Annotated in this window: 15 protein-coding genes; 9 read left to right on the top strand and 6 right to left on the bottom strand. The window is 38.1% G+C overall.

The genetic code is table 11. The annotated features are described in order from the left end of the window. Positions 1-21: 21 nt before the first annotated feature. From ACESTR_RS04835 to ACESTR_RS04800, 8 genes are all read left to right on the top strand, one after another. Positions 22-768 carry a hypothetical protein gene (locus ACESTR_RS04835; RefSeq protein WP_016272795.1) on the top strand — a complete coding sequence of 249 codons (747 nt, stop codon included), beginning with the start codon at positions 22-24 and terminating at the stop codon, positions 766-768. 97 nt (positions 769-865) lie between these two features. Next, positions 866-1,072 (top strand): helix-turn-helix domain-containing protein, encoded by a 207-nt coding sequence (locus tag ACESTR_RS04830; RefSeq protein WP_016272796.1) that lies wholly within the window; start codon positions 866-868, stop codon positions 1,070-1,072. 9 nt (positions 1,073-1,081) lie between these two features. Next, a complete protein-coding gene (gene hsdR, locus ACESTR_RS04825; RefSeq protein ID WP_016272797.1) occupies positions 1,082-3,406 on the top strand; it encodes an EcoAI/FtnUII family type I restriction enzme subunit R in 2,325 nt (774 codons plus the stop codon). 2 nt (positions 3,407-3,408) lie between these two features. Further along, the gene (locus ACESTR_RS04820; protein ID WP_016272798.1) at positions 3,409-4,917 is read left to right on the top strand and encodes a class I SAM-dependent DNA methyltransferase; all 1,509 of its coding nucleotides are present in this window, start codon (positions 3,409-3,411) and stop codon (positions 4,915-4,917) included. A gap of 15 nt (positions 4,918-4,932) precedes the next feature. After that, complete coding sequence (locus tag ACESTR_RS04815) at positions 4,933-5,949, top strand: hypothetical protein (RefSeq protein ID WP_016272799.1); 1,017 nt, start codon at positions 4,933-4,935, stop codon at positions 5,947-5,949. Then, positions 5,942-6,415, top strand: a complete 474-nt coding sequence (locus ACESTR_RS04810) for a Fic family protein (protein WP_016272800.1) — start codon at positions 5,942-5,944, stop codon at positions 6,413-6,415. The genes ACESTR_RS04815 and ACESTR_RS04810 overlap by 8 nt, the downstream gene beginning before the upstream one ends. A 12-nt stretch (positions 6,416-6,427) precedes the next feature. Further along, positions 6,428-8,200: an AIPR family protein gene (locus tag ACESTR_RS04805; protein WP_016272801.1), complete on the top strand. Its 1,773-nt coding sequence runs from the start codon at positions 6,428-6,430 to the stop codon at positions 8,198-8,200. 3 nt (positions 8,201-8,203) lie between these two features. Continuing rightward, positions 8,204-9,700, top strand: a complete 1,497-nt coding sequence (locus ACESTR_RS04800; RefSeq protein ID WP_373178902.1) for a restriction endonuclease subunit S — start codon at positions 8,204-8,206, stop codon at positions 9,698-9,700. Here the strand turns inward: ACESTR_RS04800 and ACESTR_RS04795 are convergent. Together ACESTR_RS04795 and ACESTR_RS04790 are read right to left on the bottom strand one after the other, a co-directional pair. Further along, a complete protein-coding gene (locus ACESTR_RS04795) occupies positions 9,680-10,216 on the bottom strand; it encodes a restriction endonuclease subunit S (RefSeq protein ID WP_205048896.1) in 537 nt (178 codons plus the stop codon). The two genes, ACESTR_RS04800 and ACESTR_RS04795, sit on opposite strands and share 21 nt — an antisense overlap. Before the next feature lie 41 nt (positions 10,217-10,257). Next, on the bottom strand, positions 10,258-11,688 hold the full coding sequence (locus tag ACESTR_RS04790) for a restriction endonuclease subunit S (RefSeq protein ID WP_336533281.1): 1,431 nt from the start codon (positions 11,686-11,688) through the stop codon (positions 10,258-10,260). A gap of 45 nt (positions 11,689-11,733) precedes the next feature. Here ACESTR_RS04790 and ACESTR_RS04785 point away from each other — a divergent pair, with 45 nt between their 5' ends. Beyond that, complete coding sequence (locus tag ACESTR_RS04785; RefSeq protein WP_032600157.1) at positions 11,734-12,540, top strand: tyrosine-type recombinase/integrase; 807 nt, start codon at positions 11,734-11,736, stop codon at positions 12,538-12,540. A gap of 40 nt (positions 12,541-12,580) precedes the next feature. Here ACESTR_RS04785 and ACESTR_RS04780 read toward each other — a convergent pair whose 3' ends face one another. From ACESTR_RS04780 to ACESTR_RS04765, 4 genes are all read right to left on the bottom strand, one after another. After that, positions 12,581-13,159, bottom strand: a complete 579-nt coding sequence (locus tag ACESTR_RS04780; RefSeq protein WP_016272806.1) for a hypothetical protein — start codon at positions 13,157-13,159, stop codon at positions 12,581-12,583. A 26-nt stretch (positions 13,160-13,185) separates the two neighbouring features. Further along, the gene (locus ACESTR_RS04775) at positions 13,186-14,385 is read right to left on the bottom strand and encodes a relaxase/mobilization nuclease domain-containing protein (RefSeq protein ID WP_016272807.1); all 1,200 of its coding nucleotides are present in this window, start codon (positions 14,383-14,385) and stop codon (positions 13,186-13,188) included. 4 nt (positions 14,386-14,389) lie between these two features. Next, positions 14,390-14,764: a plasmid mobilization protein gene (locus ACESTR_RS04770; protein WP_016272808.1), complete on the bottom strand. Its 375-nt coding sequence runs from the start codon at positions 14,762-14,764 to the stop codon at positions 14,390-14,392. 295 nt (positions 14,765-15,059) lie between these two features. Further along, positions 15,060-16,079 carry a DUF6371 domain-containing protein gene (locus ACESTR_RS04765; RefSeq protein ID WP_016272809.1) on the bottom strand — a complete coding sequence of 340 codons (1,020 nt, stop codon included), beginning with the start codon at positions 16,077-16,079 and terminating at the stop codon, positions 15,060-15,062. Positions 16,080-16,179 lie beyond the last annotated feature (100 nt).

The following is a 16,179-nucleotide window of genomic DNA, read 5'->3' as shown; positions in this document are numbered from 1 at the left end:
GCGAAATAAACAACAATAGGTATGAAGCAAAAACAATATATACTTCACTCTCTGATAATCGAGGTTACTATGGTGCTATTAGCTTCGATGGTAGCGTTTCAAGTATGCAATATGCTTGGAATACGAATGAGTTTGATTCCATTAGTTATGGTCATCGGATATGTCATACAAAAACTACTATACCATCTTTGCTGTATCTCAGCAAGGTATATTGTTGATGCAATTCCTCCATCACTTCTAATATCTATCAAAAAGTGTGTGAGTAAAAAGATACAGCCTTTAGCATATTCACCTACCTCAAACTGTAAAGAAGTCCAGAAGAAGCGAATGGAGCTATTTCATTATGAATACCAACGTGAGCAGCAACAATACCAATGGCAAAAAGAACGAGAAGAAGATGAAAAGTTGAATGCTATCCTAAGATACACACGAGATATATTTAAGCGTTTTGATTTGGAGGAAACAGAGATTTACCAAATATGCGAATCTGTCCGCTATTTTGCAGCTAACCGTCAAGTGCTTTCTGCAACCGAAATTCATATCAAGAAGCGTACCTCCCTCACTCAAATCTCGTTGAAGAACTTTGCTTGGAATATCGCTTTTCAATATAATATAGGTGGAGATATGACTACATCATTCGTAATGGTGACATTCGCAGAGTGGTTTACTAATTCAACATTTGATACTATTAGGAAGAATCTGCGTACAACCACAGGACGGCACAAGATTGAAATTGATGAGAATATCTTATCAAAATACATTGTTTGAGCCTCTTTTCCACTTCCTGATAATAATTATTATAGGAAGTAGTGCTGATGTCGGATAAATTATATAATTTTGCTCTGTGATTAAAACATTTTACCTCATGGCTAATTTAAACAGATTAAAAGTGGTACTTGCAGAGCAACAGAAAACAGGAAAATGGCTTGCAGAGCAAATTGGGAAGTCCAACTGTACTGTAAGTAAATGGTGCAGCAATTCGGTTCAGCCAGACCTTAAAACGCTTAATGATATAGCCAATGTTCTTAATATTGACGTGAAAGACCTAATTGTCAGCAGTAATCATAACTGATTTATTGTCATGGAAGTAAACAAGAAAGAACTCAAAGAACAAGAGATACGCACTCTGTTCATTACTCCTGCGCTCCAACGAAAAGGTTGGGCTGTAAGTGTAAATATGCGTGAAGAGTACTATTTTACAGATGGTCGAGTACTTGTTATTGGCAATCAACATTCAGTAGCGGAGGGCAAAAAAGCGGATTACCTATTATATCATAAAGGTAAGCCCATTGCGGTAGTTGAAGCTAAAGATAATAAACATGCGGTTGGGGGGGGCATTCAACAAGCTATGGATTATGCCCAAATCCTTGACCTTAAATTTGCCTACTCCAGTAATGGCGATGCGTTCTTGGAACATGACTTTATCACGGGGAAAGAAACAGAAATTAAGTTAGAGGACTTTCCGACAGAGGAAGAACTATATAACCGTTATCTTGAATCCAAAAGCTACACATCGGAGGAGCTCAATATAATAGAAACACCTTTCTACTATGATGCTCATAGCCATGAACCAAGATATTATCAACGTATAGCAGTTGACCGTACAGTAGAAGCTATCGCAAGAGGACTACAACGTGTCCTTGTAGTAATGGCAACTGGTACTGGTAAGACTTTTACTGCATTCCAGATTATCCATAAACTTCATAAGAGTAAAGCAAAGAAAAAGATACTTTATCTTGCAGACCGCAATGTTCTTATAGACCAAACAATGGTTCAGGACTTCAAACCTTTCAAGAAGCAGGGTATAATAACTAAAATAATCTCACCTAAAGAAGGAGAAGCTAAGATTAATTCTGCGTTTGAGGTGTATATGGCTTTATACCACCAATTAGTCGGGAAAGAGGGTAAACCAGACCCATTCTTGGAGGTGCAGCCAAATTTCTTTGATTTAATTATTGTCGATGAGTGTCATAGAGGAAGTGCAAAAGACGATTCCGCATGGCGCAAGGTATTGGAATATTTTAGTGCGGCTACCCAAATTGGTATGACAGCCACACCGAAAGCTGACGAAGGAGCAAACAACTTGGATTATTTCGGTGAACCAGTATATACCTATTCACTTCTTCAAGGCATTCAAGATGGTTTCTTAGCTCCATACAGAGTTACAGCAGACTTTATTAATATTGATTTACAAGGATGGACTCCAGAAGAAGGTGAAATAGATTTATTAGGCAAGGAGATTGAACAGAAACTATATCAAAGACAGAATATAGGTCGTGATCTTGCCATCAAGTTAAGGCGTAAAGTAGTAGCACATAGGATAACCCAAATGTTACATGACATTGGTCGTATGACAAAGACAATCGTATTCTGTTCTGATATTGAGGAAGCTGCCGAAATGCGGACGCTGCTTATCAATATGAATAGCGATTTATGTAAAAAGTCGCCTTACTATGTTACACGTATTGTTGGCGAGGATAAAGAAGGTAAGAAACAACTGGACAATTTCATTAGTGTAGATGAGCCTTATCCTGTAATTGTTACCACATCTGAACTTTTATCTACAGGAGTGGACTGCAAAACTTGTGGTTTAATCGTCATAGACAAAGAAATTGGTTCTATGACTGAATTTAAGCAAATCATTGGACGAGGTACACGACTTAGAAAAGACAAGGGCAAATGGCATTTGGAAATCCTTGATTTCCGCAATGCTACCGCAAAATTCAAAGATCCAGCATTTGATGGCGACCCGGAACCACCAAAAGGAGGAGGGAAAAAGCCCAAGCCTTACAAAATCATAGATGCTCCAGAAATTCCAATAGTATCTGAGCCTCGTGAGAAATATCTTATCAGCGGTAAGAATATTCGCATTGCCCATGAAATCGTTTCAGTGTTAGGAGAAGATGGCAAGACGATGAGAACGGAAAGTGTTCAGTCGTTTGCTAAAAAGCAATTATTACGCCATTACCAAACTTTGGATGATTTTATCCAAACGTGGACGGAGGCAGAACGCAAACAAGCCATTATGGATGAATTGAAAGAATATGCTATTCTGATAGATGCTGTACGTGAAGCTAATCCGGCATTGAAGGATGCCGACATCTTTGATGTGATATGCCACGTTGCGTTTGACCAACCGCCATTAACAAGGAAAGAGAGAGCAAACAATGTAAAGAAGCGTAATTACTTCGGGAAGTACGAAGGTAAAGCCCGTGAAGTATTGGAGGCTCTTCTTGACAAATATGCAGAGAATGGTATTCTCGACTTTGAAAAGGCAAATATTTTGGAGATACCGCCGTTCAACAGCATAGGAAAACCAACAAAAATCATAAAGTTATTTGGCGGTAAGGTTGCTTTTGAGCAAGCCATCAGAGAACTAGAATATCAAATTTATAAATCAGCTTAAAAATGGCAGTAAACAACATCATAAAGCGAATCCAAAATATAATGCGCCAAGACGCTGGTATCAATGGTGACGCACAGAGAATTGAACAAATGACTTGGATGTTTTTCTTGAAAGTCTATGACACTCAGGAAGAAACTTGGGAATACAAAGATGAAAACTACAAGTCTATCATCCCCGAAGATTTGCGTTGGCGTAAATGGGCAGTAGATGAAAAAGACGGTGAAGCATTAACAGGAGAAGCATTGCTCTCTTTTGTCAATGAAAAACTGTTCCCTACTTTAAAGAATCTTCCGATAGACGCCAATACACCAAGAGCCAAAAGCATTGTTCTAGAAACATTTGCTGACTTAAACCAGTATATGAAGAATGGAACGCTTTTGCGTCAAGTGGTCAACATCGTAAATGAAATCGAATTTGACGATGCTGATGACCGCCACACATTTGGAGATATTTATGAGGGAATCTTGAAAGACTTGCAATCAGCAGGCAATGCAGGTGAGTTCTATACTCCACGTGCTTTGACAGACTTTATCGTGATGATGCTTGACCCGAAATTGGGCGAGACCTTTGGTGACTTCACCAGTGGTACAGGCGGCTTCCTTACCTCTGCTCTCAATTATATGAGTAAGAGCGTCAGTTCTGCCGAAGATGGAGAAAAACTGCAAAATGCAGTCGTGGGACAAGAATGGAAACCGCTACCTTATCTTTTGAGTATAACAAATCTGTTACTCCATGATATTGAAGCTCCCAATATAGCTAACTGTGATTCGCTTGGAACAAATATCACTGATTTCAAGGAAAGCGATAAAGTGGATGTTATCGGTATGAATCCTCCGTATGGTGGTAGCACAGAAGATAGTGTAAAAAGCAATTTCCCGGTGCAGTACCGTTCAAGTGAAACAGCGGATTTGTTCATAGCCCTTATCATGTACCGCCTCAAAGTTGGTGGTAGATGCGGTGTGATTATCCCAGATGGTTTCTTGTTTGGTACGGATGGAGCAAAACTTGCACTTAAAGAAAATTTACTCCGCAAGTTCAATCTGCATACCATCATCCGTTTACCGGGCTCGATATTCTCCCCATATACCTCTATTGCAACCAACATTCTTTTCTTTAATAATGAAGAAGCAGAGGGCTGCGAAGAAGGATTCAAGACTAAAGAGATATGGTTCTATCGCTTGGATATGCCGGAAGACTACAAGCACTTCTCAAAGACCAAACCAATGAAGGTGGAGCATACCCTACCTATTCAGGAATGGTGGAAAGACAGGAAAGAAATTATCAGTGATGAAGTGGGAGAAAAGAGCCGTGTGTTCACTGCCCAACAGTTGATTGATTTGGATTGCAACTTCGACCAGTGCAAGTTCCCGAAAGAGGAAGAAGAAATACTCCCTCCGGCAGAACTGCTCAAACAGTATTTTGAGAAACGTGCTGCACTCGACCATGAAATAGACAAAACCCTTTCTGAGATTCAAAAAATTCTCGGCATAGACATAAAATCGTGTAACTGATAATAGTGAAGTGATATGAAAGATTTGACCATCTCAAACATAGAACGGCAGAATGTACTTAACAATCGTTTTGCGGTCAGTAAAGTACAAGAACATCTTGATATAGAAGGAATGCTCTTTGAGGGAGAATACCGCTTTACAAAAAAAATGGTTGCCGACTTTTATCAAGTTGACACATCTACAATAGATCGTTACCTGCAATCAAATTCTGATGAATTGAAGCATAACGGATATATTTTATGTAAGGGTAAACAGCTGAAAGAGTTTAAGTTAGAATTTGCTCACCTTATTAATGAGGCGAGCAAAACAACACAACTTGGACTGTTTAATTTCCGCTCTTTCTTGAATATGGGTATGCTACTTACAGAGAGTGAAAAAGCCAAGAAAGTCCGTAGCCTTATCTTGGATTTTGTGATTACTACCATCAATGAAAAGACAGGTGGAGGAACAAAATATATCAACCGCAGGGATGTGCATTACCTTCCTGCCGCAATAACAGAGGAAAACTATCGTAAAAATCTCACTTCTGCCATCAATCAATATGTGGACGGACATCCCACATACAAATATTCTCAAATTACAGATTTCATATACAAGGCTGTATTCAAGGAGAATGCTAAGGAATACCGGGAAGTGTTGAAGTTGGATTCCAAAGACAATGTTCGACACACGCTGTATTCAGAGGTTTTATTGGTTATTTCTTCTTTTGAAAACGGTGTGGGTGCAGCTATCAATGAACGATTCAAGGAAAACGGTGGTAGAAAACTTACCATTGACGAAGTGGAGCGTATTGTAAACGAACTTGCCGAACATCCCATGCAGAAACCTTATCTGAATGATGCCAGAACAAAAATGGCTTCAAGGGACTTCAGTTTCCGGGATGCGTATCATGGTAACATTGCAGACTATCTGCAAGCTGTTACTCCTGAAGAGTTTGAACGATTCATCGGTGACCAGTCTATTGATTTTGACCGTATTTTAGCGGACAATAAAGATGTACTGAAACGCTTAAAACAGGCAGAGGATGAGTAAGGAAATTATTTACATAGATTACGATGAAGCCCTAAACATCTATGGCAAAATGATTGATGCCAGTGATGGTGGCTTTGAAGGAGTGCGTGATGAAGGCGGTATTCGTGCTACATTGGATTTTGTGCAAAACGATTTATACTATCCTACCTTTGCCGACAAACTGACCTATTTGATGTATAGATTTTGTTCCGGGCACTTCTTCAATGATGGGAACAAGCGTATTGCACTGACTTTGGGTGCGTACTTCTTACACAAAAATAATTACTATTGGCACGCTTGTATCTGTATGCGTACATTGGAATCTATCATTTATCACGTGGCAGCATCGAACATCGACCAAGATTTGCTGCTACGCATCGTCAATAGCTTTTTGACCAGTAAAGATTATGACGAAGAACTGAAAATAGATATTGCCAATGCCATGAGCAAAGGTGAGTTAGGAATACAAAGCGAAGATTACGAATAAATGAATATAATTATGGCGAATGTACTTGAAATCATAAAAAACGAAATTACGCAAGATTATTATAAAAATAATTTTCCAAATGATGGTCAACGTTTCATTGCGTGGTATATGCGGAATATACATCTTCTGGATCAAAGACAAGCTAAAGATGCCATCACAGACGGAGCCAATGATAAACAAATTGATGCCGTATATATTGATGAAGACGAGCAAAAAATATATATTGTACAAGGGAAATACTACCTTGGTGAATCTGTTGATGCAACTCCTGTGAGAGAAGTTATATCTGCTTGGAGCCAGTTTAGTAACTTAGCTCAATTACAGGAAAATGCTAATTCTAAATTAAAGACTAAAATATCAGAAATAGCAACAGCATTAGAAGATGACTCTTACTGCGTATGTTTTGAATTAATAACAACATCTATCTTTACGGATGCGGCTATGGATGATATACATTCATTCCAAACCAAATTATCAGAGGAAGATGATGCTGAATTGAATTATAGTACACAATTCTCCGTAGTTGATAAACAAGGTTTGGAAGATGCTTATAGTTGTGTTATTGAACAAACGAATCCAACTTTAAACCATACTATCAAGCTTGAAGCTGGTAAATATATGACGACAGAATTAGGGGCGACAAGCGTAATAGTTGCAGCCATGCCTCTGAAAGAATGTATAAAACTCCCTGGCATTAAAGATGGGTCTTTGTTCCAGAAAAATGTACGACAGAGTTTAGGCATTAACAATACCGTAAATAAAAAGATCAAGAAAACCATAAACGATCCGAATAAATGTGGTGACTTCTTCTTTTTTCATAATGGAATCACTGCCATTTGTAACAAAATTGAAGAATGTGGCAATGGTGAGTTTAAACTTTATGGATTGAATGTTGTAAATGGATGTCAATCATTGAATACTATTTTAAGTTGTAGTGAGAATGTACGAAAGCGTGATGATGCTTATGTTCTATTCAGATTTTATGAAATTCCACAAAGAGACAGGGCTGATTCTATTAGCATTAACACAAACACGCAAAGTGCTGTAAAGGCAAGAGATTTACGCAGTAACAGTAAGCAGATATTAAAACTCAAAAAGGCATACGAAGCAAAATATTCTAATGGATTCTTTGCAACCAAAAGAGGTGAAATTATTCCAGCCGACAAGGACAAACAGTACTGCATAGAGTTATCATATTTAGGAAAGAATCTTACAGCTTGGTACATGCAAAGACCTAATTTATCTTATGGTGAAACTAAGATTTTTGACAAGTATTTCAATACATTGTTCAAGAACGACTATTTGCCTGAAGATGCTTATGCTCTATCGTTTTGGATGAGAAAAATAATGGATGCATGGACTCAGGAAAACCCATTAGGACTGGAAGAGGAACTACTAACAATGAAGGCTTATGCTCCATACCATCTTCTTTTTGCCATATCAATGGTTTTTGCTAAATGTAACAATCAAACAAATGTACCATCACCGAGTGAGTGCTTAAAAGTTGCTTCTGAAAACAATCTTGTTGACAGCATAATTAATATTGCGGCAAACTGTTTAAACAGTGCTATTTCGGCAGAAAAAAACAATTGCGAGCAGAATAATAAAAGTTTCATTCCTCAAAATTGGGTAAAAAACAAGAGTTGCAATGCAGGTATTATGTCTGCTATTCAGAATTATTTTTCTTTCCTCCCAACAATGAATAAGGAGATGGATTCCAAACTTAAAAATGGAGTAAAAATAGACTCAAAGTATTTCTCATATAGAGTACAAGCAGAGGATTAAAAAATGAACGGAAAGCAATTAAAAAACAGCATACTTCAGTGGGCGATACAGGGGAAACTTGTACCGCAAGATCCTAATGACGAACCTGCATCTATGCTTCTTGAACGCATCAGAGTAGAAAAAGAAAAACTAATTAAGGAAAAGAAAATCAAGAAAGACAAAAACGAATCAATCATTTACCGTGGTGAGGACAATTCCTATTATGAGAAGTTTCTCGCTACTGGGGAGGTGAAGTGCATTGACGAGGAGATTCCGTTTGAAATACCTGCTACTTGGGAATGGTGTAGATTAGGATATATTTTCTCACATTGCACAGGAAAGGCTTTGAACGGCACTAATAGAAAAGGAAATTTATACACATATATTACTACATCGAATCTCTATTGGGATAGATTTGAATTATCTTCCTTAAAAGAAATGTATTTTACTGAAGAGGAATTGGGAAAATGTACAGCTACTAAAGGCGACTTATTGGTATGCGAGGGTGGAGATATTGGAAGAAGTGCAATATGGAATTATGACTATAACATTAGGATTCAAAATCATATTCATAAACTGCGGTCTTACATCCCATTGTGTACACGATTTTTCTACTATGTAATGTATTTATACAAGAGCATAGGTTATATCGGTGGCAAAGGAATTGGAATCCAAGGATTATCATCTGGGGCATTGCACAATATTCTTATCCCTACTCCTTCAATTAACGAGCAAAAGCGTATTATTTCTCAAATAGAAGCAATTATGCCAATCGCTGTCAAATACGAAAAATCTCAAGAAGAATTAAATCAACTAAACGATAGCATTCATAATAGGCTTAGAAAATCCATTCTTCAAGAAGCAATCCAAGGCAAACTCGTCCCTCAGATTCCGGAAGAAAGAACTGCACAAGAATTACTTGAGCAGATACGGCAGGAGAAACAAAAGCTCGTAAAAGAGGGCAAGCTAAAGAAGTTTGCACTGTCTGATTCTGTTATCTATAAAGGTGACGATAACAAGTATTATGAGAGGATAAATGGGCAAATTATTGAAATAGAGCTTCCTTTTGAATATCCTAACAATTGGTCTGTGCTACGTTTGAAAGATATTTGCCAACTAATAGACGGTGAAAAGAGAAACGGGAAGGACATTTGTCTGGATGCAAAATACCTACGTGGAAAATCATCTGCTACCATTGTAGAGAAAGGAAAATTTGTCTATGCTGGAGACAATATCATTCTTGTGGATGGAGAAAATTCAGGTGAGGTTTTTACTGTTCCACAAGATGGATATGTGGGAAGCACATTCAAACAGCTATGGCTTTCTTCGGCTATGTGGAAACCATATATCTTGGCTTTCATCTTGTTCTATAAAGAGGAATTAAGAAATTCAAAAAGAGGTGCAGCAATTCCGCACCTCAATAAAGAGTTATTCTACAACCTGCTTATTGGTATTCCACCTTTAGCTGAACAGCAACGTATAGCAGAACGGGTAAATGAATTATCGCAGTTGCTCAAATAGTTTTTCTATTTGGGCAACAATGCGATGTTGCTCTGCCAAGGATGGAATTGGCAATAATGCCGTTGATAAACGTTCTTTGCCAATGTTATAAAATGCCTGCCCTGATTTATTCGTTATAGATTTCATAAAATCAATCATAAAAGGAGAACTTAAAAGATAGAGAATATACTTTGAGAGCCATTGATTTTTCAGATACAAGCGAATGATAAATACGAACCCACCGACAGTTGTGTTTGGCATATCACTATTTACTCTTACCATTTTACCAATATTTTCCAAACTTGTAACCGCAGGTGTTAATATGTCATTCTCTTTCAATATAATATCCTCTTTAACTTTATCTTTTGTAAGAAATATATCATCATCTTTGATTCTCAATTCAAAAGGAGATATATTACCTCCACGCAGAATGCGGACACCCTCTTTTGTTGTAACGGTTTCTTCTTTTTTGAATGTTGCTCCTGTAAAGATTGAGCATATATCTTTTAGCCTACACCAACTCCATCCATTAGGCAAATCAAAGGCTATTTCCTCAGTAATTTCTTTGTCACTCTTTCCTACCTGCTCATAATACTTGCTAATTGCTCAATCTTTGAGATAATTCGGCTTTGCTCCATCAGAGGTGGAATCGGAACTAGATAAGTTTTTACTGTAGCAGTTGCAAGCTCCTTTTGTTTTGTGCTACCATCCGATTTATCTTCTATTACAGATTGTACCGTATTGCTTGTGAAATAGTAATAAAGGTATTGTGGCAGAACAAACTTTTTCATTGCTCTTATAACAGTAACATGACTATCTGCCACAGCCAATTCATACGGGTTTAAGGTACTACAATAAATTGCCATTCGTCCTAATGTTCCCAATCCTGTAGAGTTCCACATTAAATCTCCGTCCTGTAAAATACGTTCTTCACCATACGATGATAAAGTATCTGGATCTATGAATTGGGCTTTATCTATTGAGAAACCACTCCATTGATTACACTTTTGCGCTACAACAGGGTATTTCTTTATCAGAGAGTATTTAGGTGACTTCCCTCTTTGGATATAAGAACATATATCGTTAAGTCTTACCCAACTCCAGCTATCAGGTATTTCAAATGGAATCTCGTCAGTAATATTCATTTCCGTATTTCCATTCTTCTCGAAGTACTTGTTATCGTCACCTTTGTAGATAACAGAATCAACCAAAGCAGATTTCTTTAGCTTACCCTCTTTGAGCAGGTGCAGTTTCTCCTGCTTTATCTGTTCAAGCAATTCTTGCGCAGTTCCTTCCTCTGTAATTTGTGGAACAAGTCTGCCTTGTATGGCTTCTTGGAGAATAGACTTCTTTAGTTTGTCGTCTATACTTTTATTGAGATTGTCCAAATCCTGCTGTGCTTTAGCATACCGCTGAAATATAGGAGTAAAGTTTGCTAATTTTTGCACAAGACGAGACTGTTCTGCTTTCGGAGGAATTGGTAAAAGCATCTTTCCTAATGTTTTTCCATTACAATTGGGTTGTGCGGTAGCGATTGTTCCGGACTTCAATTGTTCCCAATACAATCGGCTTTCCATAAATGATTTAAGATATTGTGGACACAACTCTTTTGAATATCTTGTTCTTATGAGGTAGCCAGCATATATGGCTGGTTCAGGAACAGACTGAACCAAAAATGATTTACCCACAGTTCCACCAGTTCTTGCAAAAAGAATATCATTTTCTTTGAGTAGGTAAGTATCAATATCATAAGCTTCTATATTGCAAAATGGAACATTTTCCCATTGAACTACATTATCATGAATATCACTGATTCTAACCATTTTTATATCACCTCGTTCAAGGGCTGGGGCATTATATCCATATTGGATTGACAATGCAATATTACCCCATCTTTCCCATTCCCACCCCTTTGGAATCTCAAACGGAATCTCCTCGTCAATGCACTTCACCTCCCCAGTAGCGAGAAACTTCTCATAATAGGAACTCAATGAATTTGTAAATACCATACATTATTAACGATAATGAATTGTTTAACCAATAATGTATTAGACATGAACATTGAAAATTTTGAAACGTATCTTCGTCAAGGGAATATGGCGGAGAATACGATTGCAGCTTACCACTATGCCGTAAAAGAGTATTATTCTCGTCACAAGGAACTGAACAAGCGTAATTTGCTTGTGTATAAAACTTATCTCATTGAGAAGTTCAAGCCTAAAACTGTAAATCTACGTATTCAGGCAATGAACAAGTATCTTGACTATATGAATAAATCTCGTTTGAGATTAAAATCTGTCAAGGTACAACAGCGTAGTTATCTAGAAAATGTAATCAGCAATGCCGACTACGCTTTTCTGAAAAACAAACTAAAAAAAGAAGAAAACCAAGAATGGTATTTCGTTGTTCGTTTTCTCGCAGCCACAGGTGCAAGAGTCAGTGAACTTATACAAATGAAGGTGGAACACGTGCAGATAGGTTATTTTGACATCTATACCAAAGGTGGCAAGATACGCCGTATCTATATTCCTAAATCACTCCGCAAGGAAGCTACGGAGTGGCTCAATAGTACCAATCGTACAAGCGGTTATCTATTCCTCAATCGCTTTGGCGAGCGTATCACCACCAGAGGTATTGCGCAGCAGTTAAAAAACTATGCCACAAAATATGGTTTGAATGAGAAGGTGGTTTATCCTCATTCGTTTCGCCATCGCTTTGCCAAGAATTTTTTGGAGAAGTTCAACGATATTTCTTTGCTTGCTGACCTGATGGGACATGAAAGCATTGAGACCACTCGCATTTATTTGAGGCGTAGCAGTGCCGAACAACAAGAGATTGTTGATAAGGTCATAACATGGTGATGTATTTGGAAGGTTGGTCAGCCCATCCTTCCAAATTCCTCTAAAAGAACTTCATATAAATTATCAATCCTCCCAGTGTCAAACAAAAATACGCATACAATATCCAGAATCCGACAATGGCACATTTGGCTATCCTGCCATTAAGAGAAAACGAAGTGTCAGATTTTACATATTTATAGACTTCTTTCCAGTGATTAGTATGAAGTGCCTTCAATTCTGTTATCTGCTTCTCAAATAAAGATTTTTCTGCCTCAATCAATCTATGGCGATATTCAGCAAGAACAGCCTTATCCTCATCGCTAAGTTTGACATTTATAACAGTATTCTCCGTCTGAATAATTGCATGGCAAATAGTATCAGAGATATTGTCAAATGTTTTTACAGCAGCATTGAGAACCTGTGCCGATTCTTCAAAAGTTAACACTGAAGCATCTACAAATGCTTTTATCTGTCTCAATTCTTGGATAACATCTTTGATGTCCTTAATCTGATTCGTGAGATTTACAAGCTCGGTTTCAAAATCAACACGATTTTCAATTTTGCTAATGTTATCATCTTTATCTATGCACTTACTACCCTGCACTGGTAAAGGAGATTGGTCATATTTACTTTTACGCATGGTTCTATGTGATTATAAATGAAATACTATCTACCCCTGCTACGCTTAATCGGCTTACAGAGCCATTTTGCCATTTTTGCACAACGAATAGCCCAGTTACGCTCATCATCGTCCTTATCTTTGCCCCATCCATCACCGGGACTGCCACCACCTCCGCTTGAAGCCGCCATAGAAGTGGCAGCATCCAAATATCCGGCAAATAGTAAGGCGGCAACTTTGAATAAATTGGTCTGTTTGACTTCTTCATCAAGGCTTCCAAACTCTTCGTCAAAGACAGACTTAACCATATCTGGTATATCAACCTCAAATTGCTCTCCATCTACAGACATGGAATAGTGATGAGTTATAGGATTTGACAGAATAACCACTTCTTTATTATTATGTGCCTTTGTTTGTGCTTCTGTTTCTGTTGGTTGAATGGGAATTTGTTCCTTAGAAGCATGTAATCCAGCCCAAGTCGCTTCAATTTTTGATGGCATTAATTTTCGACTTTTACCCAATATTGAAGATTTATAAATGGAATTTCCTTTTCGTATAGCATAGCCTTTAACCACTCCCTCATCGTCTTTTGTCAACTTAATATCATACCCTTTGGCGTTTAACATCTGGCAATAAGTTTCCCAATCAAATTCTGGCATAGCTTTCAAAATGGCGATGCAGTCTTCACTGATTTGCTGAATATTCTCATCACGACGTTGCACGGATTGCACCCAGCCACGTCTCTCATTGATGATGTTGGCAGCATGAACGGCACGTTCACCAATATAGTGCGCATCGTTTGTTTTGCCCATATTGTCTATACGGTTAGCCACAATGTGCAAGTGAGGGATGCCACTTTTGCTGTCAGTGTGTAGTGAAACAACATACTGGCTATTTTTGATATTGGTCGGTTTAAGATGACTATCTGGTTTGCCACATCTTCTGTCAATGCTATCAAGCACGGCGATAAACTCATCCGCCAAATTCTGCCAATCCGTCATTGTCCACCCTGCCGATTCTTCTTTGGCTGGAGAAATCTCAAAGCGCAGTGCGTTCAGCGTTATGGGTTTCGGATTATATCTGTCCTTCATACATTGATGCTGGTGTTGCATCATTCGTGACCACATAGCCAAAGGTTCTATATTTTCCGGCAAGTCATTCACCTTAACGAGCCGGGCTTTGTCTTTATCTATGGAATACTCAATAGCTCGTGCTCCATGAGAAATTGCGTTTCCTTGTGCTATCATAATTTCAAATTTGATTTATACTATCTCGTATTTGTCCCCATCGGACAATAAGCCTATTTACTGCTTCTATCCAAGCACGCATATAATCTTCATCTCGGAAGTATCGTTTTTTAATCTCATCAGGTTTACTTTTGAGTACATTCTGAATGCGGATAAGGTCGGCTCGTGCATCCGATAAAGAGTTCAATCCTTGTACTTCCTTGTCTGAAAGTCGTTTGTTTGGATGGTGATTTTGCAATAATCTTCGTCCGTAGTTGCTAAGTGTCAGTCCACATTCGGCTGCTTTTTCTACTATCGCTTCATACTCTTTTTGAGTCAAACGAATGTCTATATGACGAGTACGAGCATTCTGTTTGCTATTGTCTTGTTGTATATTCATAAGCGTTTATAACTGGAATTTATTTCTAAAAGTGTTCTATCCATTGCGAGCCTGCGAGTAATGCAAGAAGCCTCCAAGACGACAAATGAGTGAAACTATTTTGTCGGACGGTGGTACTTCTTGCATAGAATACCCATTAAAAATGGGGCATTACATATCTTAAATGCAAGCATTGTCTTTGTCCGAACTATGCCATTTGTCTGTCAACTTTAAGAGTGGCTATTGTCACCTATATCTATTTGGATAATCAATAGTTTTACTTTCCCCTTAGTTTGGCTTCTCCAAAAACACATCACTAACCGGAATCTACCAGTTCCAAATGCAAGTAGTCAATCAAAGTTTGTAGGTTTGGATTTCGCTTTATCATCTTTTGAAGTATCATCGCAGGTGTTTCAGTCATCAATAAGAAATCCGCAATATCAAGTCCGTTCTTGCGCTGTTCGTCTGTGGCGCATTGTTCCAAACTATCACTCAATACAACTTTAGAACATACGGAAATGAGTAAAGCCATCTTGGTTTGCCAAACCTCTCTTGCACCCAAATCCGGGCATAGCATAACTGACCGACCTTTCAACACACTTACCACGTCAGAATTGAAGCATCCGTGTATTCCACCTGTTGCCAACCATATAAACTCCGGCATATAATGGGTAGCTACCAAAGCAGATTTTTCACTTTCCACAATAGCTACTGGTTTAGTCGGAATCTCAGACAACAGATGTTCGCCAAACAAACATTGCTTCAAATTGTAGTTTGGGAGATTCAGCTCTGTATGTACCCAACTAACATAACTTCTTGGCTCTTTTGTCCGATGTCCTGTTTCTGCATCGTACAACATTATCTTCCCTGTTCGTACATTACCCTGCCAATCAATTTGCCAATAGACAGTAGAACCGCCCCACTTCTTTGATGTGCCAATATGATATAGTTGGAATATCCGAGAAGTCTCGTCTTTGCCCAATATCCCTGACAGGTAAATGTACAATGGATTCATACCGTAGTTAGTAAGAGTTCGTTCCATTAGTTCTTTGTCAATAAAAGAAATGGGAGGTGGCAAGTATGGTTGGGATTTGCGAACTTCAACAAAACTATTCTTATTGCTGTCCGCCAACATTGGATTATCATGGAAATAATCTGATGGAGTGTAATGGTATTGACAAGATTGTTCATGGTCACATCTACCCACATAATCAGGAAAGGTTATTTCTCCTTGACTATCTATATACCTGACAAAGCATTGCTTCTTTCCACACTTCGGACATGATAGCTTTGTACCTCGTTTATATTTTTGAAGAGAAAATCTATATTCAGTCATACTTCATCGTTTTGTTATTGCAGTCCGTGCAGTTTGCACTTATTGCAGTTTTGCAGAAAGTTATATGGGACAATATGCAAACTGCAACAACTGCAAAGTG

The sequence above is a fragment of the Alistipes sp. DJF_B185 genome (genome assembly GCF_964250025.1).
GTDB classification, from domain to species: Bacteria; Bacteroidota; Bacteroidia; order Bacteroidales; family Rikenellaceae; genus Alistipes; species Alistipes finegoldii.
This window is presented reverse-complemented; position numbering and strand designations above follow the sequence as displayed.